This window comes from Sphingomonas sp. Tas61C01, from assembly GCF_052567495.1.
Genome location: NZ_CP199583.1, coordinates 2384183 through 2409400, shown reverse-complemented (window position 1 = coordinate 2409400; position 25218 = coordinate 2384183). Strand labels below are relative to the sequence as shown.

The window sequence follows — 25218 nt, the reverse complement described above, 5'->3', positions numbered from 1 at the left end:
GCCGAGACGATGACCACGATCCCGATCACCCGCGCGCTGCTCTCCGTTTCCGACAAGACCGGGATTGTCGATCTCGCCCGTTCGCTGGCCGCCGCCGGCGTCGAGCTGGTCTCGACCGGCGGCACCGCCACCGCGCTGCGCGACGCCGGGCTGACGGTGCGCGACGTGTCCGATCTCACCGGCTTTCCCGAGATGATGGACGGTCGGGTCAAGACGCTACACCCGATGGTGCATGGTGGCCTGCTGGCGGTCCGCGACGATCCCGGCCACGTCGCCTCAATGCAGGAGCACGGGATCGGCGCGATCGACCTGGTCGTGGTCAATCTCTACCCGTTCGAGGCGACCGTCGCGAAGGGCGCGGACCGCGACACGATCATCGAGAATATCGACATCGGCGGCCCGTCGATGGTGCGATCGGCGGCGAAGAACCACGCTCATGTCGCGATCGTCACTGATCCGGCGGATTACGCGCTGGTTGCGGACGGCAGTACGACGATCGCGGATCGCAGACGCCTCGCCGCCAAGGCCTATGCCGCCACCGCCGCCTATGACGGCGCGATCGCCGCCTGGTTCGCGGGCGTCGACCAGGGCGAGACCTTCCCCGAGCGGCTGACTCTGTCCTACCGCCGCGGCCAGACGCTGCGTTATGGGGAAAACCCGCATCAGCAGGCGGCTCTCTACGTGCCCGAGCCGCCCGTGCCCGGCAGCCTCGCCGCTGCCGAGCAGGTCCAGGGCAAGGAGCTCAGCTACAACAACATCGCCGATGCCGACGCCGCGCTCGAACTCGTTGCCGAGTTCCGCGACGGTCCGCCGACCGTCGTGATCGTCAAGCACGCCAACCCCTGCGGCGTCGCCACCGGCGAGACGCTCGTCGAGGCGTATGAGAAGGCGCTGGCCTGCGACAGCGTCTCCGCGTTCGGCGGGATCATCGCGGTCAATCGCCCGCTCGACGGCCCGACCGCCGAGGCAATGACCGGGATCTTCACCGAAGTCGTCGCCGCCCCGGCCGCCGACGAGGCGGCACGTGCGGTGTTCGCCGCCAAGAAGAACCTGCGGCTGTTGCTGGTCGGCGACCTGCCCGATCCGGCGCGCGCGGGCATGACCGTAAAGACCGCTGCCGGGGGGGCGCTGTTCCAGTCGCGCGACGCCGGGACGCTCGACGACGCGATGATCAAGATCGTCACCAGGCGCGCGCCCTCCGACCGCGAACTCGCCGATTGCCGCTTCGCCTGGACGATCGCCAAGCACGTCAAGTCGAACGCGATCGTCTATGCCAAGGACGGCGTCAGCGCAGGGATCGGCGCGGGGCAGATGAACCGGCTGGAATCCGCGCGTATCGCCGCGTGGAAGGCGAAGGACGCCGCCGAGAAGGCGGGCTGGGCGGAGCCGAAGACGATCGGCTCGGCGGTCGCGTCCGACGCGTTCTTCCCGTTCGCCGACGGGCTGCTCGCCGCGGTCGAGGCGGGTGCCACCGCGGTGATCCAGCCGGGCGGATCGATCCGCGACACCGACGTCATCGCCGCCGCGGACGAGGCCGGCCTCGCGATGATCTTCACCGGGATGCGCCACTTCCGGCATTGATGGAGAGGTTTTGGCCCGGCGGCGAGGCCCCCTCCACCAATCGCTACGCGAGCGGTCCCCCTCCCTGCGAGGGCAGGGCAATCGCATATGAATTGCGCCCTCTTGATCTTCTTCCGTCACCCCGGACCTGATCCGGGGTCCCGCTAATCGTACGAGGCGGCTTCGTGAATCTCGGAAAAAGCGGGACCCCGGATCGAGTCCGGGGTGACGGAAGATTATGGGAAGTCTGATGACAACTGCGGCCGACCGCGCAGCCATCGTCCATATGCGATAGCCCTGCCCGCAAGGGGAGGTGGCAGTCCGCAGGACTGATGGAGGGGGAGGTAACTCCGGAAGCTCTCGCCGCTAGCGGATCGGCGACCCGAGATGGGGCAGCGTCGCCTCCTCCCGCCCCGGCATCTTGCCGAATAGCGCGCGGTCGGCGGGGCCGAAGGCGTAGCGCCACAGGATGAACAGGTAGACCGACGCGATCGCGGGTTCGCCGAACAGCAGTTCCGCCCATTCGAGACTCGGCGGCAGCGCGGTGAACAGTGCGCCGACCAGCCCCGCCGCCAGCCCCGCCCACACCAGCGGCCAGCGCCACGGCGACACCGGCGCGGCCAGGATGGCCGACAGCAACCGCGCCTTGAACACCGATGTAAGCCCGACGCTGACCATCAACGCCACCGCCGGCCCTGCCGCCTGCCAGGTCCGCGGCCATTCCAGCCGCCGCATCGCCAGGATCAGCGCGAAGCTCAGCGCGATCTGGAAGGCGAGCATGACGATCGAGATGATCAGGTTACGGTGCCGCGCGGTGTAGACCAGCGCCGATTCGCACACCGCGCCGGTCGAGGCGAGCACCTCCGCCGCCAGCAGGAAGCCGAGCGCCGCGGTCCCCGCCACGAATTGCGGACCGACGACGCCCATCACCGCCTCGCCGGGGATCGAGCCCATCAACGCCAGCCCGCCCTGCGCCGCCATGATCCAGAACGCCACCTGGCGCACCTGGTTGGCGATCGCCGCGCGGTCGTCGTTCGCCAGCGACTGGGTGATCACCGGGCCCAGGATCGGATCGAAGCTCGTCTTCAGCTTCTGCGGCAACGATGCGACCTGTTGCGCCATATAATAGATGCCGACGATCTTGGGTTCGAACATCACCCCGAGGATGAAGCGATCGACGTTGCGACTGCCCCATTCCAGCGCGTCGGCGCCCGCCAGCGGCATGTTCGACCGGGCCAGCGCTGCGAGCGGGCGGACGTGCGGCGACCATCCATGCGGCAAGCCGTAGCTGCGCAGGAACGGCACGATGCTCGCGATCAGCGCCGCGGTCATCGATGCGACATAGGCGAGCACCAGCCCGTCCTTGGTGGTGAAGAACGAGAACGCCCACGCCGCGATCGAGATCGTCCACGGCTCCACCACCGCACGCGCGGTCACCGCCGCCTTCACGTTCAGCCGATAGGCGAGCGCGGCGAGGCTGACGTCGGACCAGGCGATCGCGACGATGATGCACGGCAGCCAGCGGTCGAGCCCGGTAATTGCGCTGTTCGGGTACATGATCTGCGGGAAGGTGCAGAGCACCGCACTCGCCGCGATCGAGGCGATGAACGCGACCGCGAGCGCGTCCCAGACCACGCAGGCATGCGGCCGTTCCGCCGACGCCAGCGCCTGCGCCAGCCCGCGCTTCAGCCCCAGCGTCGCGAGCAGCGCCGCGATCTCGACCACCAGCACCGCCAGCGCGAAGCGGCCGACCAGGTCCGGCCCGTACAGCCGCCCGGCGATGAACAGGAACGGGATCCGCGCGAGCAGCCGAAGCACGAACCCCGCGATGTTGGTCCGCCCGCCCTTGGCGAGCGTATCGATATGCTGGTCCTGCGCGGATGCGTCAGCCGTCACGGGCAATTCCCGTGGCGCGGTCGGACCACGATCAATGCGCCGCGCCCCAGCTCTTGCCGGTGCCGATCTCGACCGCAAGCGGCACCGACAGCGGCATTGCCGGCGCGGCGGCCCCCGCCATCACCGCTTCGATCACCGGCGTCGCGGCGGCGACGTCGCCTTCCGGCATTTCGAAGACCAGTTCGTCGTGGACCTGGAGGAGCATGCGGACGTGACCGAGGCCCGCCGCGGCAAGCGCGGGTTCCATGCGCACCATCGCGCGCTTGATGATGTCGGCGCAGGTTCCCTGAATCGGCGCGTTGATCGCGGCGCGTTCGGCGCCCTGGCGCTCGTGCTGGACCTTGCTGCGGATCCGCGGAAAGTGGGTCTTGCGCCCGAACAGCGTGGTGGTGAAGCCGCGCCCGCGCACCTCCTCCAGCGTCTCGGCGATGTAGCGGTTGATCCCCGGGAAGCGCTCGAAATAGCGATCGATCATCGCCTGCGCCTCATCGGCGGTGACGTCGAGGCGGCCGGCCAGCCCCCATCGGCTGATGCCGTAGAGGATCGCGAAGTTGATCGTCTTGGCGCGCCCGCGGGTGTCGCGGTTGACCTCGCCGAACAGCTCCATCGCGGTCAGGCTGTGGATGTCGTCGCCGCGCGCGAACGCCTCCTTAAGCGCAGGCACATCGGCCATATGCGCCGCGAGCCGGAGCTCTATCTGCGAATAATCGGCCGCGAGCAGGACGTTGCCCGGCTCTGCCACGAAGGCGTCGCGGATCTGGCGGCCGATCTCGGTGCGGATCGGGATGTTCTGCAGATTGGGTTCAGTCGACGACAGCCGCCCGGTCTGCGCGCCGGTCAGGCTGTAGCTCGTGTGCACGCGGCCGGTGACCGGGTGGATCTGCTGCTGGAGCGCATCGGTATAGGTGTTCTTGAGCTTGGCGAGCTGCCGCCAGTCGAGCACGCGGGCGGAGATCTCCGCGCCGGGCGAATCCTTATCCGCGGCGATCCGCTCCAGCTCGGTCACGTCGGTCGAATAGACCCCCGACTTGCCCTTTCGCCCACCCTTGATCCCCATCCGCTCGAACAGCACGTCGCCGAGTTGCTTGGGGCTGCCGATCGTGAACGGCGCTCCCGCCAGACCGTGGATCACGGTCTCGAGGTCCGCCATCCGCGTCGAGAAATCCGCCGACAGACGCGAGAGCACGTCGCGATCGACCTTGATCCCGCGCTGCTCCATCCGCGCGATCACCGGCACCAGCGGCCGATCGACCATCTCGTACACTCGGGTCGCCGCCTCGGCGGGCAGCCGTGCCCTGAACCGCTTCCACAAGCGATAGGTGACGTCGGCGTCCTCCGCGGCGTAGCGGGTCGCGGCCTTCAGATCGACTTCGTGGAAGCCGCGCTGGGTCTTGCCGGTGCCGACCACGTCCTTGAACGCGATGCAACTGTGCGACAGGTGCGTCGCCGCCAGTTCGTCCATGCCGTGGCCGTGCAGCCCGGCGTCGAGATCGAAGCTCATCACGATCGTGTCGTCGAACGGCGCGACCTCGATCCCGCACATCCCGAGCACGACCATGTCGTATTTGAGGTTGTGCCCGATCTTCAGCACCGCGGGATCCTCGAACAGGTCCTTCAGCGCGGCGAGCGCGGCGGTGCGATCGACCTGGACCGGGTTCTCGGCGAGCAGATCGGTGCCGCCATGGCCGAGCGGCACGTAGCAGGCGCGGTTGGGATGGAGCGCCATCGACACCCCGACCAGATCGGCGCGGGTCGCGTCCGTCCCGGTGGTCTCGGTATCGATCGCGATCCAGCCCTGGTGCCGTGCCTTCGCGATCCAGTCGTCGAGCGCGGCGAGATCGACCACGGTCTCGTAGCCATCGTGATCGCAGGGCGGATCCTGCTCGAACGGCACGCTGGCGGGGGCCGGCACCGGGGCGTCGGCGACTTGGCCGAGCTTGGTCAGCAGCGACTTGAAGCCATGATGTTCGAGGAACGCGCGCAGCGGCGCGTCGGGAATGCCCTTCAGCTCGAGCTCGTCGAGAGGCTCGGGCAGCGGCTCGGTGCAGTTGAGCGTGACCAGCACTTTGCTGAGCCGCGCATTGTCGGCCTGTTCGATCAGGTTGTCGCGCAGCTTGCCGGGCTTCATCGACGGCGCCGCGGCGAGCACGCCCTCTAGATCGCCATGTTCGTTGATCAGCTTCGACGCGGTCTTGGGGCCGACCCCGGTGACGCCCGGCACGTTGTCGACGCTGTCGCCCATCAGCGCGAGCACGTCGCCGAGCCGATCGGGCATCACCCCGAACTTCTCCACCACATGCTCCGCACCCAGGCGACGGTTGTTCATCGTGTCGTAGAGGTCGAGCCCGGGCTCGATCAGCTGCATCAGGTCCTTGTCCGAACTGACGATCGTCACCGCCCAGCCCTGCGCCAGCGCCGCCTTGGCATAGCAGGCGATGATGTCGTCCGCCTCCAGCCCCTCGGTCTCGATGCACGGCAGCGAGAAGGCGCGGGTCGCGTCGCGGATCATCGGGAACTGGGGGACCAGATCCTCGGGCGGCGGCGGACGGTGCGCCTTGTACTGATCGTAGAGGTCGTTGCGGAAGGTCTTCGACGATTTGTCGAGGATCACGGCCATGTGCGTCGGCCCGTCGGCCGCATGGACCTCGTCCGCGAGCTTCCACAGCATCGTCGTGTAGCCATAGACGGCGCCGACCGGCTCGCCATGCACGTTGGTGAGCGGCGGCAAGCGGTGATAGGCGCGAAAGATATAGCCGGAGCCGTCGACGAGATAGAGATGGGGCATCGTTCGCGCGGTCTAGCGGATGCACCGCACGCGACCAACCAAATGTTCCGGCGGTTGGGGGCCGGGGGTGGTGCAATGTCCAACACCGCTCTTCCGGGTCACCCCGTCATCCAATTCCGTTCGTCTCGAGTAGGGATCGAGCGAAGTCGAGAGCCCGTATCGAGAGACAGTGCCCCAAGAGAGCACCTCTCGATACGCCGTCTCGACGAGCTCGACGGCTACTCGAGGCGAACGGAAGTGGGGCTTGGCCGGGGTGGCTGGCTCTGGTTCACGCGAAGGCGCGAGGGCGCCAAGAAAGGGATTTCACGCGGAGACGCGGAAGAAGAACGAGAGAAGCGAGAAGGAGGATGCCTGCGGCGCTTGGCTCCCCATTCGGCACCTCCGCGGCTCCGCGTGAACCCTCTTAAAATCTTCGCGCCTTCGCGCCTTCGCGTGAACACCCCCCGAAACTCAAGGGTGACGCCCCAACCCATAACCCGCTAAACCCCCGCAACCGCATGAAGCTTGCACCAGCTGTCTTGGGAAGATAATACACCGATGGCTGACCGCCAGGATAAGCCGATGCGCTACGACCCGTTGGATGCCACCTCCCGTTCCTCCATCGCAAAACGCTACGCGCTCGACGAGCCCGTCGCGCCCGGCGATTGGGAGGATGCGCCGTACGGCGGCCCCTACGACGCCCCGTTGCCGAGCCGGCGCGCGACGATCCTACGCTGGACGCTGCGCGCGGTGGCGGCGGGGATCGTGCTGCTGGTGATCGCGATCGCGTGGCTGGCGATCACCGCGCCGCTGTCCAAGTCGCTCGAGCCGCCCACCCCGCCGTCGATCACGCTGACCGCGGACGACGGCACGCCGATCGCGCGCCGTGGCGCGATCATCGGCGCGCCGGTCGATGCCGCCAAGCTGCCCAGGCACGTCACCGAGGCGTTCCTGGCGATCGAGGATCGCCGCTTCTATTCGCATTGGGGCATCGACCCCCGCGGCATCGCCCGCGCCGCGGTGTCGAACGTCGGGTCTGGCGGCGTTCGCCAGGGCGGCAGCACGATCACCCAGCAGCTGGCGAAGAACGCGTTCCTCGATTCGGATCGCACCGCCGCGCGCAAGATTCGCGAGATGCTGATCTCGTTCTGGCTGGAGGCGTGGCTGACCAAGGACCAGATCCTGTCGCGCTACCTGTCGAACGTCTATTTCGGCGACAACGTCTATGGGCTGAGCGCGGCGTCGAAGCATTATTTCGGCCGCACGCCGCAGACGCTCAACATCGGCCAGGCGGCGATGCTCGCAGGGCTGGTGAAGGCGCCGTCGCGGCTCGCGCCGACCGGCAATCTGGAGGGCGCGCGCAAGCGCCAGATGCTGGTGGTGTCGGCGATGGTCGACGCCGGCTTCCTCGCCAAGGCGGAGGCGGACCGCGTCCAGCCGCAGCGCGTGCTCGCCGCGTCGCCGACGCAATTGCCGAGCGGCACCTATTTCGCGGACTGGGTGCTGCCCGCCGCGCGCGACCAGGCCGGCGAGATCAAGACCGAGGCGACCGTCGAGACCACGCTCGATCGCCGGCTGCAGCGGGCCGCCGAACGCGCGGTACGCGGCGCCGGGCTGCGCCAGGCCCAGGTCGCGCTGGTGGCGATGCGCCCCGACGGCCGGGTCGTCGCGATGGTCGGCGGGCGCGACTACGGCAAGAGCCCGTTCAATCGCGCGACCCAGGCGCGGCGGCAGCCGGGGTCGACCTTCAAGCTGTTCGTGTACCTCGCAGCGATGCGGGCGGGGATGACGCCGTCGTCGACGGTCGACGATTCGCCGGTCGACATCGCCGGGTGGAAGCCGCGCAACGACGATGGCCGCTATCTCGGGCAGATCAGCCTTGCACAGGCGTTCGCGCGATCGTCCAACGTCGCCGCGGCACGGCTGACCCAGGAGCTCGGCGTCCGCAACGTCATCAAGGCCGCGCGCGATCTCGGCATTTCGACGCCGATCCCGGCCGAGGCGACGATCGGGCTCGGCACCGCGGAGGTCTCGCTGCTCGAACTCACCTCGGCCTATGCCGCGGTCGCGTCGGGCCGCTACCCGGTCCAGCCGCGCGGCGTGGAGAAGCCGAGCGAGGATGGCGGCTGGCTGAAGTCGCTGACCGGCGGCACCACCGAGATGCCCGACGAGATCCGCACCAACATGCTCTCGCTGCTCAATTCCTCGATCCGCGGCACCGGGCGCGAGGCGGTGCTGAGCGTGAAGGCCTATGGCAAGACCGGCACCTCGCAGGATAGCCGCGACGCCTGGTTCATCGGCTTCGCGGGCGATCTGGTGGTCGGCGTGTGGGTCGGCAACGACGACAATTCCGCCAACCCGGGGCTTCACGGCGGCACCGTCCCGGCGCGAATCTGGCGATCGTTCATGCAGGCGGGGCTCGGGCTGGCGCCGCCGGTCCAGCCGGTGATGGTGGAGGACACCGGCGACGACGAAGCGATCGACAATGCCGGCGACGGCGACGTGCTGCCGAACGACGCGACGCTGCGGGGCCTCGGCGTCGAGATGAAGCTCGACCGCGACGGCAGCTTCACCGTCGGTCCCGACCGCAGCCGCGACGAGCCACCGCCCCCGTCCCGCAACGATCGCCGCCCGCCCGAGGAGGAGCCCTCGCCGGATGAGGGGTTCTGAGCCCCAGGTCTCTACCACCCCGGCGGAGGCCGGGGCCCAGTCGGGAGACGATCGTGATGACGGGCAGCGCTCCGTTACCTCGGCCTTCCCAACTGGGCCCCGGCCTCCGCCGGGGTGGTGGATCAACAGGGCGCAAAGAAGCAGCGGGTTCTCCCCTCGACCCCCAGGGCAATCGCATATGAACTGCGGCCTCTTGACCTTCTTCCGTCACCCCGGACCTGATCCGGGGTCCCGCTAACCGCACGAGGCGGGATCGTGGATCTCGGCGAAAGCGGGACCCCGGATCAAGTCCGGGGTGACGAAAATTATGGAAAGTCTGACGACAATCGCGTCTGACCGAGCAGCCATCGTCCAAATGCGATAGCCCAGCCTCATCCCCGTTGACCCACGCGGGCACGCGCCTCAAAGCCCCACCCATGCGCTTCTTTTCCGACAATGCCGCGCCGGTTCACCCGAAGGTGATGCAGGCGATCGTCGACGCCAACACGCTCGACACCGCCTATGACGGCGACGCCCGGTCGAAATCTCTCGATGCCCGAATGTCCGCGCTGTTCGAGACCGACTGCCGGGTCTTGTGGGTGCCGTCGGGCACCGCGGCCAATTGCCTCGCGCTCGCGGCCTTGTGCCCGCCGCATGGCGGCATCGTCTGCCACCGCGACGCGCACATCCAGAACGACGAGGGCGGCGCGCCGGAGTTCTACACCCATGGCGCCAAGCTGTTCCTGGCGGGCGGGGACGGCGCCAAGCTTACCCCGGCGACGATCGCCGAGACGCTCGACGCGATCGTCGACGACGTCCACCGCGTCCAGCCGCACGCGATCTCGATCACCAACGCGACCGAATATGGCCGCGTCTACACGCCCGCGGAGGTCGCCGCGATCGGCACGATCGCGCGAGACCGCGGGCTCGGGCTGCACATGGATGGCGCGCGCTTCGCCAACGCGGTCGCGCATCTCGACTGTAGCCCGGCGGACGTGACGTGGCGCGCCGGGGTCGATGCGCTGAGCTTCGGCTTCGTCAAGAATGGCGGCATGAGTGCGGAAGCGCTGGTTTTCTTCCGTCCCAATCTCACCGGCGCCAGCTTCTACCGCCGCAAGCGCGCGGGACTGCTGCTGTCGAAGGGGCGATACCTGGCCGCGCAGATCCTCGCGATGCTCGACGGCGACCTGTGGCTCGATTGCGCCCGTGCCGCCAACGACCGTGCGCAGACGATCGCTGCGGCGGCCGGCGGCCGACTGGTCCATCCGGTCGAGGCCAACGAGGTGTTCCTCCACGCCTCGCCCGGCGAAGCCGCGACGCTGCGCGCGCATGGCTTCGACTTCTACGACTGGGCGCCGGGCGAAATCCGGCTGGTCACCGCCTGGGACAGCGATGCCGGGCATGTCGACCGGCTCGCCAACGCGATCGCCGCGTTGTGACCGGGGCGTGACTGCGTCGCCACCGCAATCGACCCGCGCCGCGATCCTGATCCCGTTCGCGATCGTCACGCTGATCTGGGGATCGACCTGGCTGGTGATCCGTGACCAGATCGCGGTGGTGCCGCCGAGCTGGTCGGTCAGCTATCGCTTTCTGATCGCCGGCATCGCGATGGGCATCTACGCACTGGCCCGCGGCGAGCGGTTCACGCTGGATGCGCGGGGATGGGGGTTCGCCACAGCGACCGCGCTCACCCAGTTCTGCCTCAACTTCAACTTCGTCTACCGCGCCGAACAGTTCATCACCTCGGGGCTGGTCGCGGTGGTGTTCGCGATGCTGCTGGTGCCCAATGCCGGGCTGGCGCGGATCTTTCTCGGCCAGCGGCTGGGCCGGCAGCTGGTGATCGGATCGTCGATCGCGATGGCGGGGGTCGTGCTGCTGTTCATCCACGAGGCGCGGAGCGATCCGAACGGGCCGAGCGCGTCGCTGGCGGGGATCGGCTTCACGCTGCTCGCGATCGGATCGGCGTCGATCGCCAACGTCATGCAGGCGACCGAGACAGCCAAACGCTATCCGATGGTGCCGTTGCTCGCGGTGGCGATGCTGATAGGATCGGCGATGGACGCGGTGCTCGCCTGGTGGCTGACCGGGCCGCCGGTGTTCGAGGCACGGTTCGGCTATGTCGCCGGGATCGTCTATCTCGGGCTGTTCGCGTCGGCGCTGGCGTTCCCGCTCTATTTCACCGTGCTGCGGGTGATCGGCCCCGCGAAGGCGGCCTATTCGAGCGTGATCGTGCCCGTGATCGCCATGCTGCTGTCGACGCTATTCGAGGGTTACCGCTGGTCGCCGCTCGCCGTCGGGGGTGCGGTGCTGACCGGGATCGGGCTGGTGGTGGCACTGAGGGCACGCAGGCCCGCGCGGTAATTGGGAAAGCGCGGCGCCCAGCCGAGCAGCCGCTTGGCTTTGCCGCTCGCGACCCGCCGGTTCTCCGCATAGAAGCCGCGCGCCATGGGCGACAGCGTGTCGAGCGTCACGAAGGGCGGCGCCGGCTGCCCCAGCAGTCGCGCGGCGAATTCGATCACGCTGTTCTGCGAGCATGGATAATCATCGGCGAGGTTGTACGCCCCCGCCGGCCCGTCGAACCCGGCGATCACTCCCGCCGCGATATCGTCGACATGGACCCGGCTGAACACCTGGTCGGGCAGGTCGACGCGGTGCGCCTTGCCCTCCGCGACCCGGTCCAGCGCCGATCGGCCCGGCCCGTAGATGCCAGGCAGGCGGAACACCCGCGCGCCGATCGCGAGCCAGTCGCGGTCGGCGGCGTTGCGGGCCGGCCGCCGCCCCGCGACCGGCGCGGTCTCGTCGACCCACGCGCCAGCCGCGTCGCCATAGACGCCGGTGGAGGAGAGATAGCCGACCCACCGCGACGTCCGGGCGATGGCGGCGCCATAGCCGGCCAGCACCGGGTCGACTCCGTCCATCGGCGGCACCGACGAAAGGACGTGCGTCGCCGCCGCGATTTCCGCCGCCACCGCGTCGCGATCGTCGAAGCGCAGCGTCCCCGCCCGTCCGTCGCGCGAGGTGCCGACGACGTGCCACCCCTCGCCCGCTAGCCGTCCGGCCAGATGCGACGCGGCATAGCCGAGCCCGAAGATCAGCAGCCGCGCCACTATCGCGCCATCGGGCCCTTGTAGAGCGTGCCGAAATAGTCGCCCTTGTTCCACACCGGCCGGGTCGGCCCGTCCGCGATCTCGCGCGCGATCCGGTAGTTGGCATCGACGAAGCGGATGCCCTGGTCCCACAGGATCGCCTGCGACAGGTCGTCGCTCGGTTTGTGGTAGTTGTTGGCCATGAAGAAGTCGGTGGCGGCCTTGCCCGTGCCCTTCGGCCCCGGCCACAGGAACACCGACGGGATGCCCTTCTGGACGAAGCGGAAGTGATCCGATCGCACGAAGATGCCCTGTTCGGGCATCGGATCTGGGGACAACCCGACCCCGATCGTGCCGATCGCGCGCCGCACCACCGGGCCGAGCGTCGACCGCTCCGCGCCGTACACGATCATGTCCTCGAACTTGTAGGTCAGGATCGGCATGTCGAGATTGACGTCCGCCACGATCGACGAGAGCGGCATCAACGGATGATTGACGAAATAATCGGAGCCGACCAGCCCCTTCTCCTCGCCGGTCACCGCCAGGAACAGGATCGAGCGTTTCGGCGGCTGGCCGCTCGCGGCGAAGCGCTTCGCCTCCTCGATCAGGCTGGCGATACCGATCGCATTGTCGAGCGCACCGTTGTTGATGCGGTCGCCGGACCCGGTCTTGCTGATCCCGATATGGTCGAGGTGCGCCGACAGCACGACCACTTCCTTGCCGAGCACCGGGTCGGCGCCGGGGATCAGCCCGGCGACATTGCTGCTCGACAGCGCGGTGAAGCCGGTGCGCGTCGCTACCGACAACGTGCCCGGCAGCGCTTCCGCCTTGAACCGGGCGTCGTCCTTCTGTGCTTCGACCGCGATCTTCGACCAGGGTATGCGGGCGGCGGCGAACAGCCTGGTCGCGCCGGCGTCGCTCAGCGTCGCGAGGACCGGCGTCTCGGGCGCCACCGCGTTGCCGGTGCCGTCCGCCTTGGCCCAGGTTACCCGCGGGTTCTCGTAAGTTTCCACCATCCGCGCGAACGGCTGCACGCGGCTACGAACACTCGGCAGGTTGACGATGCCGATCGCGCCGCGATCGCGCGCGATCGTCGCCTTGGTGCCGGGCGATCCGAAGAAGGCACGCTCCTCGCCGCCGAACCGGGCGGGGGCGCCACCAATCACCGCGACGATCTTGCCGCGGACGTCGACCCCGGCATAGCCGTTCTCGCGATACTGGGAGGCGACGATGCCGTAGCCGACGAATACGACCGGCGCGGAGACGCTGGTCTCCGCCCGCGCCGGGTTGGCGGCAGGGACGTAGTCCTCCCCGAACGCGAGCGGTGCCGGCGCCGAGCCGCGCCGCGGGCTCCACACCATGTCACCCTTCGACCCCGAGCGGTACGACACCAACGGCACCCGCTGGCGATACCCGCCGTCGTCGCCGGCCGGCCGCAGCCCTGCCGCGTAGAATTGCGCCGCGACATACGCGGCGGCGATGTCGAATTCCGGCGTCCCCGCCTCGCGGCCCTTCATGGCGTCGTCGGCGAGGAACAGCACATGCGCCTTCATCGCCGCCTGATCCGCGGGCAGCGGCGCCGCGAGTCGGGCGTTGACGGCGGCCGCGGACTCGGCCACCGGCGGCTTGTCTTGCGCGGGCGCGGTACCGGCGAGCGCGAGCAGCGACAAGGCTGCCATCGTACGGAACATGCGGGAGTAATCCTTCGGCGATACGTCGCCCTGCGCTACCACAGGCGGCGCCCCGCGCAAGCTTCCGCAGCGGCATCCGCGCTCCTATAGCAGCAGCATGCTCGACGCCCTGCAAAGCCTTGCCCATCCCGCCGCCACCCGCCGCAGCGACTATGTCGCGCCCGCCTGGTCGATCCCCGACATCAGGCTGCACTTCGATCTCGATCCCACCGCCACGCGGGTTCGCGCGACGTTGTCGGTTGAGCGCACCGCGGGGCGGCACGATCCGTTGCGGCTGGACGGCGCCGGCCAGGCGCTGCTGTCGGTCACCGTCGACGGCATCGCCACCGACGACTGGCGGATCGAAGGCGAGCAGCTGGTGATCCCGCTCGCCGGCGACGCGCATGTCGTCACCACCGAGGTCGAGATCGCGCCCGATCGCAACACCCAACTGATGGGGCTTTATGCGTCGAACGGAATTCTCTGCACCCAGTGCGAAGCTGAGGGCTTTCGCCGGATCACCTATTTTCCCGATCGGCCCGACGTGCTCAGCCGCTATTCTGTCACGATGGCCGCAGACAAGCTGCGCTTTCCGGTACTGCTCGCCAATGGCGATCCGATCGGCGCGGGCGATCTCGACGACGGGCGTCACTGGGCCGAATGGAACGATCCCTTCCCCAAACCGAGCTATCTGTTCGCGCTGGTCGCGGGCGATCTCGCGGTCAACCGCGGCGCGTTCACGACGCGCACGGGACGTGAGGTCAGCCTCGGCATCTGGGTGCGCGAGGCGGATCTGGCCAAGACCGGGCACGCGCTGCACGCGCTCGAACTGGCGATGGCGTGGGACGAGCGAGTCTATGGCCGCGACTACGATCTCGACGTGTTCAACATCGTCGCGGTCGACGACTTCAACTTCGGCGCGATGGAGAACAAGGGGCTCAACATCTTCAATTCGCGGTACATCCTCGCCGATCCGGACACCGCCACCGACTATGACTACGACGCGATCTCGACCGTCGTCGCGCATGAATATTTCCACAATTGGTCGGGCAACCGGGTCACCTGTCGCGACTGGTTCCAGCTGTCGCTGAAGGAAGGCTTCACCGTCTACCGCGACCAGGGCTTCTCCGCCGACCAGGGATCCGCCGCGGTCAAGCGGATCGAGGACGTCCGCACGCTCCGCGCCGCACAGTTTCCGGAGGATGCGGGGCCGCTCGCGCACCCGGTCCGCCCCGAAAGCTATCTGGAGATCTCCAACTTCTACACCGCGACGATCTACAACAAGGGCGCCGAGCTGATCCGGATGCTCGCGACGATGCTCGGGCCGGTCGCGTTCCGTGCTGGATGCGAACTGTATTTCGACCGGTTCGACGGCACCGCGGCGACCTGCGAGGATTATGTCGCGTGCATGGAGGAGGCGAGCGGCGTCGATCTGGCGCAGTTCCGCCTCTGGTACAGCCAGGCCGGCACGCCTCGGGTATCCGCCAGCCTGACCCAGCAGCCAGGCGGCGGCCGTGCCGAGCTGCGGCTGGCGCAGCAGGTGCCCGCAACCCCGGGCCAGCCGGTGAAATCGCCGATGGTGCTGCCGTTGCGGCTGAAGCTGTTCGCCGCCGCGAGCGGCCGGGCGCTGGTCGAGGAGCAGCTGGCTTTGCTCACCGATACCAGCGAGACGATCGTGTTCGACGGGCTGACCGAGCGCGCGATCCTGTCGATCAACCGCGGCTTTTCAGCGCCGGTGATCGTCGAGAGCGACCGCACCGCCGAGGAGCTGGCATTCCTCAGCGCGCATGACGACGATCCCTTCGCGCGGTACGAGGCGATGCAGCAGTTGATGCTCGACACGCTGGTCGCGGGCGCGGTGTCGGGCGGGCACGGCCATCATCATGCGGTGGTCACCGCGATCGCGCAGATTCTTGCCGACCCCGATCTCGATCCCGCCTTCGTCGCGGAGGCAGTGCTGCTGCCGTCGGAAAGCTTCATCGGCGACCAGATGGCAACAGTCGAACCCGACGCGATCTTCGCAGCGCGCGAGGCGCTGAGAACCGAGATCGGCCGCCAGCTCGCCGACCAATGGCGTCATGCCTATGATACCGCGCCCCCCGAACCCTATGCCTATACTCCCGCCGCCAAGGGCCGGCGCCGGGTGCGCAGCGTGGCGCTGAGCTACATCGCGGCGAGCGGCGCAGCGGATGCGGCCTCGATCGCGTTTGCGCAGTTCGAGAGCGCGGACAACATGACCGACCGCCAGGGCGCGCTGACGACGTTGTCGAACGGCACGGCGATGGAACGCGAGCGCGCGCTCGACCAGTTCTACGATCGCTATGCGGGCAACTCGCTGGTGCTCGACAAATGGTTCCAGACCCAGGCGCTGGCGACCCGCGACGATACCGCGGCGGTGGTGGCGGCGCTGGCGGGACATCCCGATTTCACGCTCGCCAACCCGAACCGGGCGCGCTCGCTGATCGGCGCGTTCGGCGCGAACCAGCGCAGCTTCCACGTCGCGGGCGGGGCCGGATACCGCTTCCTCGCCGACCAGTTGATCGCGCTTGATCGGCTCAACCCGCAGACCGCGGCGAAGCTGCTGCCTCCGCTCGGCCGCTGGCGGCGGTTCGCCGAAGACCGATCGACGCTGATGCGCGCGGAACTCGAACGGATCGTCGCGACGCCCGGGTTGTCGAAGGATCTGTTCGAACAGGCATCCAAGAGCCTCGAAGGATAGCCGCGGCGACGGCGATGCCGTAAAGAAGCGCTTGAAGGAGAACGACGATGGCCAAGGGTCAGATGAAGTCGAACAAGGAAACCCGCAAGCCGAAGGCGGAGAAGGCGCCCAAGCAGAACGCGTCGAACCCGACGACCAAGGGCAAGGCGCCGGAAACCTCGCCCAAGCCGTAACGCCCGCGCGCGGCGCGATTGACAGCGTCGCGCCGGCCCGGACAGAAGCGGCGATGACCACCGCGCCACCGACCGATCACGTGGGCACCGATCCCGTCGGCATCGACCCCTTAAGAGTCGACAAGGTAATGCTGCCCGACGCGTGGCGCGAGGCGCTCGCCGCGGAGATGGACGCGCCTCACATGGCGACGCTGCGCGATTTCCTGCAGCGCGAGATCGCTGCGGGAGAGCGAATCTTCCCGCGCGGCGCCGATTGGTTTCGCGCGCTGGACCTGACCCCGCCCGATGCGGTCCGGGTCGTGATCCTCGGCCAGGATCCCTATCACGGCGCCGGGCAGGCGCACGGGCTGTGCTTCTCGGTCAAACGGGGCGTTCGCACGCCGCCGAGCCTGGTCAACATCTACAAGGAACTGCGCAGCGATCTCGGCATCGAGCCTGCCCGCCACGGGTCCCTGGATCATTGGGCGGCACAAGGCGTGCTGCTGCTCAACGCGGTGCTGACGGTGCGGATGGGCGTCGCCGGATCGCACCAGAAGCGCGGGTGGGAGCGATTCACCGACGCGGTAGTCCGCATCGTCGCGGCGAGCGAGCAGCCGATCGTGTTCATGCTCTGGGGCGCGCATGCCCAGAAGAAGGCCGCGTTCGTCGAGGACGTCGCGCGCGGCGGGCGCCATCTCGTGCTCACCGCCGCGCATCCGTCGCCGCTGTCGGCGCATGGCGGCTTCTTCGGCTCCCGGCATTTCTCGAAGGCTAACGCGTTTTTGGTCGCTAACGGCCGGTTGCCGATCGACTGGGCACTTCCGGCGTAACGGAACCTCTGCGCCTTCCGCCCATTGAGCCGCTCTCAACAGGGAGACCGACCATGTCCTTTCCAATCAAGGCCGCCGCGGTGGCGGGCGCGCTGCTTCTGACCGCCTGCGGCGGCAATGCCGATGACCGCGCCGCGGACAACATCGAATCGATGACCGACAACCGCGCCGACGCACTCGACGCGCAGGCCGACGCGACCACCAACGAACAAGCCGCGGACGCGCTGGAAGACCGTGCCGACAACGTCCGCGACATGGGCGAGAAGAAGGCCGAGGAAGCCGACGACAACGACGATGCGCGGGTCGAGGGTCAGGTCGCCAACGCGATGTGAGGTACGGGGGGCGAGAGCTCCGCCCTTACCTCCCCCTCCGTCAGCCTGACGGCTGCCACCTCCCCCTTGCGGGGGAGAGGAACAGCGGCCGAAGACAGTGGTGGAGGGGGCCTCTCCGCCAGACGCGACGGCGTCTACTCCGCCGGCAGGTAAACCTCGCCGCCCTTTTCGCGGAAGCGGTCGCTCATTTCCGCCATTCCCGCTTCCGCATCGGCGGCGGCGATGAACGCGTCCGCCGGCTGGTTCTGCTTGGCGGCGAAGTCGCGGACTTCCTGGGTGATCTTCATCGAACAGAATTTGGGCCCGCACATCGAACAGAAATGCGCGGTCTTGGCGCCTTCCGCGGGTAGCGTCTGATCGTGATACTGCTCCGCGGTGTCAGGATCGAGCGACAGGTTGAACTGGTCGCGCCAACGGAATTCAAAACGGGCGCGTGACAGCGCATCGTCGCGCATCTTCGCCGCGGGATGCCCCTTGGCGAGATCCGCGGCATGCGCCGCGAGCTTGTAGGTGACGACCCCGACCTTCACGTCGTCCCGGTCGGGCAGGCCCAGATGCTCCTTCGGCGTCACGTAGCAGAGCATCGCGGTTCCATACCAACCAATCATCGCCGCGCCGATGCCGCTGGTGATGTGGTCGTATCCCGGCGCGATATCGGTGGTGAGCGGCCCAAGCGTGTAGAAGGGCGCCTCCCCACAGACCTCGAGCTGCTTGTCCATGTTCTCCTTGATCTTGTGCATCGGCACATGGCCGGGCCCCTCGATCATTACTTGGACATCGCTCTTCCACGCGCGGTGGGTGAGTTCGCCTAGCGTATAGAGTTCACTGAATTGCGCCTCGTCATTGGCATCGGCGATGCTGCCCGGCCGCAGCCCGTCGCCGAGAGAATAGGCGATGTCGTATGCCTTCATGATCTCGGTGATCTCGTCGAAGCGTTCGTACAGGAAGCTCTCGCGGTGGTGGCTGAGGCACCATTTCGCCATGATCGATCCGCCGCGCGAGACGATGCCGGTGACGCGCTTGGCGGTCATCGGGATGTACGCCAGCCGCACGCCCGCATGGATGGTGAAATAATCGACGCCCTGTTCGGCCTGTTCGATCAGCGTGTCCCGGAAGATCTCCCAGGTCAGGTCTTCGGCGACGCCGCCGACCTTCTCCAGCGCCTGATAGATCGGCACGGTGCCGATCGGTACCGGCGAGTTGCGGATGATCCATTCGCGAGTGTCGTGGATGTTGCGACCGGTCGACAGGTCCATCACCGTGTCCGCGCCCCAGCGGATCGACCAGACCATCTTGTCGACTTCGTTGGCGACGTTGCTCGCGACCGCACTGTTGCCGATATTGGCGTTGATCTTGACCAGGAAGTTGCGCCCGATCGCCATCGGCTCGCTCTCGGGATGATTGACGTTGTTGGGGATGATCGCGCGGCCGCGCGCGATCTCGTCGCGGACGAATTCGGGTGTGACATAATCGGGGATCGACGCGCCGAAATCCTGGCCGTCGCGGATCAGCGCTTCCTTTAGCTGCGCGCGGCCGAGATTCTCGCGGGTCGCGACATAGTGCATCTCCGGCGTGACGATGCCCTGCCGCGCATAGTGCATCTGGCTGACATTGGCGCCGGCCCGGGCGCGCAGCGGACGCTTGACCGGGTTGGGGAAGCGCGGGACGCCGCCCGAACGATCCGGCCCCAGCTGGCCATTGTCCTCCGGCCGCATCTCGCGCCCGTCGTAGCTCTCGACGTCGCCGCGCGCCTCGATCCAGGCGCGGCGGAGCTGGGGCAGGCCCTTGTCGATGTCGATCGTCGCGGCGGGATCGCTGTAAGGCCCGCTGGTGTCGTAGACCCGGAGCGGCGGCTCGCTGCACGTCGGATCGAGCATGATCTCGCGCATAGCGACGCGGTGTTCGCCGACATGGATCTTGCGGCTGCCGCGGATCGGGCCGGTGGTGACGCCGATCGCGGCGGCTTCCTTTTCGTAATGCGCAGGAATGTCGGCCATCGTGCTTGCTCCAAATGCGTCGGAGCGAGGACGGTCCTGTGGTGGCGACCGCTCCCTCCCTCCGCCGGCGCTAACCGGATCAGGTTCAGCGGGTCGAGAGCTGCGGCTCTCCTCTCAGCCGCTCAGTCGCGGCCCCCCGGGGATACGCCGAGCATAGGCGCATGCGGCGCGCGCGCAAACCGAAAAGGGGGCGGGGCGGTCAGGCGTTTGCGGCGGAGGTGCGGATGTTGCCGTTGACGCCCGACGGGAAGAACCCGCCGCTCGAGATCGCGGCCTTGCTGAGATAGGCGATGTTCAGCACCTGCCCGGTCGAGCGGCTGAACGCGATCGCGTTGCCGTCGGCGGGCACGATGTTCGAGACCAGGGCGGTACCGAGGATCCCCTGGTCGTCGTCGCCGATCACCCCCGTCGCCGCGTTCGACACGGTGCCGTCGAGGCTGTCGCGCGCGTCGCTGATCAGCCCGGCATTGGTCGCGAGCGCTGGCGTGTCGAGCCCCTTGCGGTACAACAGCGTCCGGATCAGCCCGGCATGATAGGCCTCGGTAGCGAGGATGCCCGCCGCGGCCTCGATATAGGTCTTGTTGGTGATCAGCGGCGCAGCGCCCTTGTAGGCACTTACGCCGACATCCTCGAAGATGAACGCGCCGAGCAGGAAGCTGTTATCGTCGGCATAGGGGTTGAATACCCCGGTGGCGTCGACCACGCCGGCCGCGCGCGCCGCCTGCGTGAAGGCGCCGGTCGCGCTGCCGTCGATGTTGATCGCGGGCATCGCCACGGTGGCGCTGCCGAGCGCGGTGCGCAGGAAGGCGACGTGCGCGATTTCGTCGAACGCGATCTCACGCGCATAGGCGGCGACCAGCGTGTCCTGGAACGACACCGCCGCGCCGCCGGTCACCGTACCGGGCGTGCCGATCCCGGTGGTCAGCGACGCGTCGAGCCCGCGCCCGAAGCACGCCCAGGAATAGAATTGCGCCTCGAGATATTCGAGGTTCAGCGCAAAGTTGAGCACGTCGATGTCGAGGTTTGCGGTGGTCGGCGTCGGCGTTGGGGTCGGCGCGGGATCGCTGTTGCCGCCGCAGGCCGACAGCAACGCAGCGCCGCCGGCTACCGCGGCCGCGCCACCGGCATAGCGCAGGAAGCCACGCCGCGCGGCACGACGCTGCTCGATCGCGGCGAACACGCCGCCCGTATCGATTTCGGCGGACATACTGGCCGGAGCGATCGCGGCCTCGAAGCTATGGTCGGTCATGATACTCTCCCAGGGGCGGGGCAGGAGGCGCAAAGGCTCACGCTGCGGCGGCCGCGGTCTTGATGGTGCCGTTGACGCCAGCCGGGAAGAACCCGCCGAGCCCCGCCGCGGTGGCGGTCAGGTAAACGATGTTGAGCACTTGGCCGGGGGTGCGGCTGTACGCGATCGCGTTGGCGTCGGTCGGTGCGACGTTCGACGTGGTGTAGGTAGTCGTGGTGGTGCCGTTGACCACCGACACGCTGCGCGGGCTGATGCCCTGATCGATCTCGGTACCGCCGTCGAGCGTGTCGCGCGCGTTGGAGATCGCATCGGCTTGGGTCAGCAGCGTCGGGATCGCGAAGCCCTTGCTGCTGAGCGTCGTGCGGATGATCGCGGCATGATAGGCCTCGACCGCGAGGATGCCGGCGGCGGCCTCCAGATAGGTCTTGTTGGTGAGCAGCGGCGCTGCGCCCTTGTAGGCGGTGACCCCGACATCCTCGAAGATGAACGCGCCGAGCAGGAAATTCTCGTCGTTAAGATAGGGATCGAAGGTCTGCCCCGCGGTGATCAGCCCGGCGGCGGTCGCAGCCTTGGAGAAGGCGCTGGTCGCGCTGACGCTGACGTCGATCGCCGGCTGCGCGACCGCGGCGGTGCCGAGTTGCGCACGCAAGAAGGTGACGTGCGCCACCTCGTCGGCGGCGATCTCGCGCGCATAGGCGGCGACCGCAGGATCGGTGAAGGTCACGCGTCGCCCGCCGGACACCGCGCCCGGTGCGCCGGTGCCGCCGAGCAGCGTGTCGGGCAGGCCGACATCGTTGGCGGCGAAAGAATAGAATTGCGCCTCGAGATATTCGAGGTTGAGCGCGAAGTTGAGGACGTCGGCATCGGTGTAGGTGACGGTCTGCGCCGCCGCCTCGCTGCCGATCGACAGCGCCGAGGCCCCCGCCGCAGTGATTGCCGCAGCGCCGATCGCGGTTTTGAAGAACGCGCGGCGATCCTCGCGTCGCCGCACCCGCGCGTCGAGCGCGTCGATCAGTTGCTCGCTGTCGGTCATTCGCAGGTCCTCGCCTTGCCTTATCGGATCATCTTCCCGCGTCTGGTCGATTCAACGGCCATAATCAACGGGTCGCGCGCTTTGCGCGACCAGACGAAAAGGGCCGCGTGATCGCTCACGCGGCCCGGATCGCCTCGATCGAGACGCTCGTCGGCAGTCGTTATACCGCGGCGACGCTCGTCTTGATGTTGCCGTTCAGGCCCGACGGGAAGAACCCGCCGCTCGATGCGGCCTTGTTGTTGAGGTAGACGATGTTGAGCACCTGGCTGGTGCTGCGGCTGAACGCGATGCCGTCGATATCGGTTGGCACGATGTTCGACATGGTCGCGGTGCCGGTAATCCCCTGGTCGAGATCCGATGCCCCATCCAGGCTGTCGCGGGCGTTCGAGATCGCATCCGCCGAGGTGCGCAGCGACGGCGTCGCCAACCCCTTCGAATAGAGCACGGTGCGCACCAGGCCGGCATGATAAGCCTCTGCGGCGAGGATGCCGGCGGCTGCCTCCAGATAGGTCTTGTTCACGAGCAGCGGCGAGGCACCCTTATAGGCGCTGACCCCGACATCCTCGAAGATGAACGCGCCAAGCAGGAAGTTCTCGTCCGACGCGTAAGGATCGAAAGTGCCAGTCATCGGCACCAGTCCCGCCGCGCGCGCCGCCGCGGTGAACGCACCCGTCGCGCCGCCGTCGATGTTGAGCGCGGGCAATGCCACCGCCTGCGACCCGAGCGCCGCACGGAGGAAGTTGACGTGCGCGACCTCGTCCGCCGCAATCTCGAGCGCATATTGCTGCACGACCGGGTCGGTGAAGCTCACCTTGCGGCCGCCGGTGACGGTGCCCGCTGTTCCGGTGCCAGACGTGCTGAGGGTCGACAGCGGCGAGCCGAACGCGGCGTAGGAATAGAACGTCGCCTCGAGATATTCGAGGTTGAGCGCGAAGTTCAGCACGTCGAGATCGATCTGCGCGACCGACGCGGTCGGCGCGGGAGTCGGCGTCGGCGCCGGAACCGACTTGTCGTCGTCGCCTCCGCAGGCGGAAAGCATCGCGAGGCCACCGGCGGCGGCAACCGCGCTGCCGGCCGTCTTCATGAAGCGCCGACGCTCGGTGCGACGCTGTTCGGAGCGCTCGAGGATCTCGAGCATCATGGTGTTCTGGATCATGGATTGTCTCCCCTGGATCAGGCGTTGTTGGCGCTGGTCTTGATCGACCCGTTCACGCCGGCGGGGAAAAATCCGCCCATCGTGACAGCCGCCTTGTTGAGGTAGACGATGTTGAGCACTTGCCCCGTCGTCCGGCTGAAGGCGATGCCGTTATTGTCGAGCGGCACGATGTTGGACGTGAGCCCGGTTCCGGTAGTGACCGGCGAGATCCCCTGATCGAGATCGGTCGAGCCATCCAGGCTGTCGCGCGCGTTCGAGATGGCGTCGGCCGAGGTGCGCAGCGACGGCGTCGCGATGCCCTTCGCATAGAGCACGGTACGCACGATGCTGGCGTGATACGCCTCGACCGCGAGGATGCCGGCGGCGGCTTCCAAATACGCCTTGTTGGTGATCAGCGGCGCCGCACCCTTGTAGGCGGTAACGCCGACGTCCTCGAAGATGAAGGCGCCGAGCAGGAAGGCTTCGTCGCTCGCATAGGGATCGAAGAAGCTGGTCGCGCCCGTGATCAGCCCGGCCGCACGGGCGGCATTGCTGAAGGCCCCGTCGGGGCCGATGCCCACGTCGATCGTCGGCTGCGCGGTGGCGGCGCTGGTCAGCGCGCTGCGCAGAAAGGCGACGTGCGCGATCTCGTCCTGCGCGATCTCGTTCGCATAGTCGCGCACCACCGGATCGGTGAATGTCACCTTACGGCCGCCGGTCGCCAGGCCCTGAGTACCGGTGCCGGTGACCAGCGAAGGTGCGATCGGCGTGCCGAACACCGCATAGGAATAGAAGTTCGCCTCAAGATATTCGAGGTTCAGCGCGAAATTGAGCACGTCGGTGTCGGTCACCGCCTGCGCTTCGGCTGCACTGGCGAACGCGAAGGCGCCGCCTACCGCTGCTGCGCCCAGCGCCGCTTTGAAAAAGTCGCGCCGCCCTTCGCGCCGCTTTACGCGCCCGTCGAGCGCTTCCATCATCAGCGTGCTATCGGTCATCCGTCATCACTCCCTGGCCGTTATCAGGAGAGGGCGATGCGGCCTAAGTGCCCGGAACCACGCACGAACCTGCTTATGGTACGCAGCGGTAAGCGGACACGATCGAGCCGATCGCTTGCTTTCCATCAGTGAGGTACGGCGCAGGTCGTGGTGCGGACGCAATCGGTGACGTCGTGACGTCGAATTGCGAAAACTTCTTCCGATCAGAAGGTGTAGGCGACGCCCAGCACGCCCAGCCACTGGGTGCGGCTGCCGGCGATCCGAACCACCGGGCTGCTGGCGAAGCGGTCGAACTGGCGGCCATAGGTACCGCCGCCGACGAGCTTGAACCCGTGAAGTAGGTCGCCGGTCAGCGAGTAGGTGCCGAGCGCTCCCAGCGTCCAGTTCTTCCAGCCACGCGGCGCGGCGTAGACGGGCAGGCCGCTCGCGACGCTCTGCGCCGCGTCGACGCCGAAATAGGCGCGGCCATAGCCCCGCTCGACCCGCTCGGCCGAAGCGAACAGCCCGAACGCCGCCTTGCGGCTGAGCGGGGTCAGGTAGGTGACCGACGGTTGCAGGATACCGCTGCTGTGCGCGCCATTGACGTCGTAGCGATAGCTGAGCGACACCGACAGCTTGTCGTAGGGGCTGGTGATCACCCCGGTCTTGCCGAGACCGACATAGCCGCCGAGTTCGATTCCCGCGTCGCGTTCGCCCAGCGCGCGCACGCGGCGATCGTCGATATTGTCGATGTTGGTACGGTTGAGGTTGAGGACTGCGATCGGCCCTGCCTGCACGTCCCAGCTCGGGCCGGGCTTGTTGGGGATCAGATCGAGCGATGCGCGGTTTCCCGCGACCGTAAACGAATAGCCGCGATAGGACCCGATCGCGCCGGGGGCGGGGGTGAAGCGATAGTCGTTCGACCCCTCGTAATCGGGCAGATACGCGAAGCCGCCGCCGAGCGTGATCGAATCGCCGTCGAAATCGGCCGCTGCGACCGCACTGCCCGTGTCGGGCGGCGCGATCGTCGTATCCTGCGCGAAAGCCGGTGAGGTGACGCTCGCGAGCGCGAACGCCGCGGCGAGCGTGGATAGGATCTGACGCTGCAAGGAAATCGCTCCAATTCTGTTACGTCCGCGCAACGCAGCAGCAAGCGTATCTTTCCGTCGGAC

Annotated in this window: 18 protein-coding genes and 1 riboswitch; of the genes, 8 read left to right on the top strand and 10 right to left on the bottom strand. The window is 67.8% G+C overall.

Annotation, left to right across the window (positions count from 1 at the left end; genetic code table 11):
- Positions 1-9 precede the first annotated feature (9 nt).
- The gene (purH, locus tag ACT009_RS11155; RefSeq protein ID WP_445191155.1) at positions 10-1581 is read left to right on the top strand and encodes a bifunctional phosphoribosylaminoimidazolecarboxamide formyltransferase/IMP cyclohydrolase; all 1572 of its coding nucleotides are present in this window, start codon (positions 10-12) and stop codon (positions 1579-1581) included.
- Positions 1582-1926: 345 nt separating this feature from the next.
- Here the strand turns inward: purH and ACT009_RS11150 are convergent, their stop codons facing one another.
- Positions 1927-3456 (bottom strand): lipopolysaccharide biosynthesis protein, encoded by a 1530-nt coding sequence (locus ACT009_RS11150; protein ID WP_445191154.1) that lies wholly within the window; start codon positions 3454-3456, stop codon positions 1927-1929.
- 31 nt (positions 3457-3487) lie between these two features.
- Positions 3488-6241 carry a DNA polymerase I gene (gene polA, locus ACT009_RS11145; RefSeq protein WP_445191153.1) on the bottom strand — a complete coding sequence of 918 codons (2754 nt, stop codon included), beginning with the start codon at positions 6239-6241 and terminating at the stop codon, positions 3488-3490.
- Positions 6242-6778: 537 nt separating this feature from the next.
- Between polA and ACT009_RS11140 the strand changes: the two genes are divergently transcribed.
- The 3 genes from ACT009_RS11140 (at position 6779) to ACT009_RS11130 (ending at position 11230) form a co-directional block, all read left to right on the top strand.
- Positions 6779-8890 (top strand): transglycosylase domain-containing protein, encoded by a 2112-nt coding sequence (locus ACT009_RS11140; protein WP_445191152.1) that lies wholly within the window; start codon positions 6779-6781, stop codon positions 8888-8890.
- A gap of 416 nt (positions 8891-9306) precedes the next feature.
- Positions 9307-10308, top strand: coding sequence for a threonine aldolase family protein (locus ACT009_RS11135; RefSeq protein ID WP_445191151.1), 1002 nt, complete (start codon positions 9307-9309; stop codon positions 10306-10308).
- Positions 10271-11230: a DMT family transporter gene (locus ACT009_RS11130; RefSeq protein WP_445191150.1), complete on the top strand. Its 960-nt coding sequence runs from the start codon at positions 10271-10273 to the stop codon at positions 11228-11230. The genes ACT009_RS11135 and ACT009_RS11130 overlap by 38 nt, the downstream gene beginning before the upstream one ends.
- On the opposite strand, the gene ACT009_RS11125 is transcribed toward ACT009_RS11130, so the two are convergent.
- Positions 11140-11976: an NAD(P)-dependent oxidoreductase gene (locus ACT009_RS11125; protein ID WP_445191149.1), complete on the bottom strand. Its 837-nt coding sequence runs from the start codon at positions 11974-11976 to the stop codon at positions 11140-11142. The two genes, ACT009_RS11130 and ACT009_RS11125, sit on opposite strands and share 91 nt — an antisense overlap.
- Positions 11976-13646, bottom strand: coding sequence for a M28 family metallopeptidase (locus tag ACT009_RS11120; RefSeq protein WP_445191148.1), 1671 nt, complete (start codon positions 13644-13646; stop codon positions 11976-11978). The genes ACT009_RS11125 and ACT009_RS11120 overlap by 1 nt, the downstream gene beginning before the upstream one ends.
- Before the next feature lie 97 nt (positions 13647-13743).
- Between ACT009_RS11120 and pepN the strand changes: the two genes are divergently transcribed.
- From pepN to ACT009_RS11100, 4 genes are all read left to right on the top strand, one after another.
- Positions 13744-16344 (top strand): aminopeptidase N, encoded by a 2601-nt coding sequence (pepN, locus tag ACT009_RS11115; protein ID WP_445191147.1) that lies wholly within the window; start codon positions 13744-13746, stop codon positions 16342-16344.
- Between the two features lie 47 nt (positions 16345-16391).
- Positions 16392-16517 carry a hypothetical protein gene (locus tag ACT009_RS11110; protein WP_375422124.1) on the top strand — a complete coding sequence of 42 codons (126 nt, stop codon included), beginning with the start codon at positions 16392-16394 and terminating at the stop codon, positions 16515-16517.
- Positions 16518-16645: 128 nt separating this feature from the next.
- Positions 16646-17326, top strand: a complete 681-nt coding sequence (gene ung, locus ACT009_RS11105) for a uracil-DNA glycosylase (protein WP_445194068.1) — start codon at positions 16646-16648, stop codon at positions 17324-17326.
- A 53-nt stretch (positions 17327-17379) separates the two neighbouring features.
- The gene (locus tag ACT009_RS11100; RefSeq protein ID WP_445191146.1) at positions 17380-17658 is read left to right on the top strand and encodes a hypothetical protein; all 279 of its coding nucleotides are present in this window, start codon (positions 17380-17382) and stop codon (positions 17656-17658) included.
- Between the two features lie 134 nt (positions 17659-17792).
- Here ACT009_RS11100 and thiC read toward each other — a convergent pair whose 3' ends face one another.
- The 6 genes from thiC to ACT009_RS11070 all read right to left on the bottom strand — a co-directional run bounded on the left by thiC (position 17793) and on the right by ACT009_RS11070 (position 25161).
- Positions 17793-19655 (bottom strand): phosphomethylpyrimidine synthase ThiC, encoded by a 1863-nt coding sequence (gene thiC / locus ACT009_RS11095; protein WP_445191145.1) that lies wholly within the window; start codon positions 19653-19655, stop codon positions 17793-17795.
- A 39-nt stretch (positions 19656-19694) separates the two neighbouring features.
- Positions 19695-19804, bottom strand: a riboswitch (TPP riboswitch).
- Between the two features lie 50 nt (positions 19805-19854).
- The gene (locus tag ACT009_RS11090) at positions 19855-20862 is read right to left on the bottom strand and encodes a ferritin-like domain-containing protein (protein WP_445194067.1); all 1008 of its coding nucleotides are present in this window, start codon (positions 20860-20862) and stop codon (positions 19855-19857) included.
- A 79-nt stretch (positions 20863-20941) separates the two neighbouring features.
- Complete coding sequence (locus ACT009_RS11085; RefSeq protein ID WP_445191144.1) at positions 20942-21937, bottom strand: ferritin-like domain-containing protein; 996 nt, start codon at positions 21935-21937, stop codon at positions 20942-20944.
- A gap of 160 nt (positions 21938-22097) precedes the next feature.
- Positions 22098-23093: a ferritin-like domain-containing protein gene (locus tag ACT009_RS11080; RefSeq protein ID WP_445191143.1), complete on the bottom strand. Its 996-nt coding sequence runs from the start codon at positions 23091-23093 to the stop codon at positions 22098-22100.
- Between the two features lie 17 nt (positions 23094-23110).
- The gene (locus ACT009_RS11075; RefSeq protein WP_445191142.1) at positions 23111-24067 is read right to left on the bottom strand and encodes a ferritin-like domain-containing protein; all 957 of its coding nucleotides are present in this window, start codon (positions 24065-24067) and stop codon (positions 23111-23113) included.
- 203 nt (positions 24068-24270) lie between these two features.
- Entirely contained in the window at positions 24271-25161 is an 891-nt protein-coding gene (locus ACT009_RS11070; RefSeq protein ID WP_445194066.1) for a MipA/OmpV family protein, read from the bottom strand.
- Positions 25162-25218 lie beyond the last annotated feature (57 nt).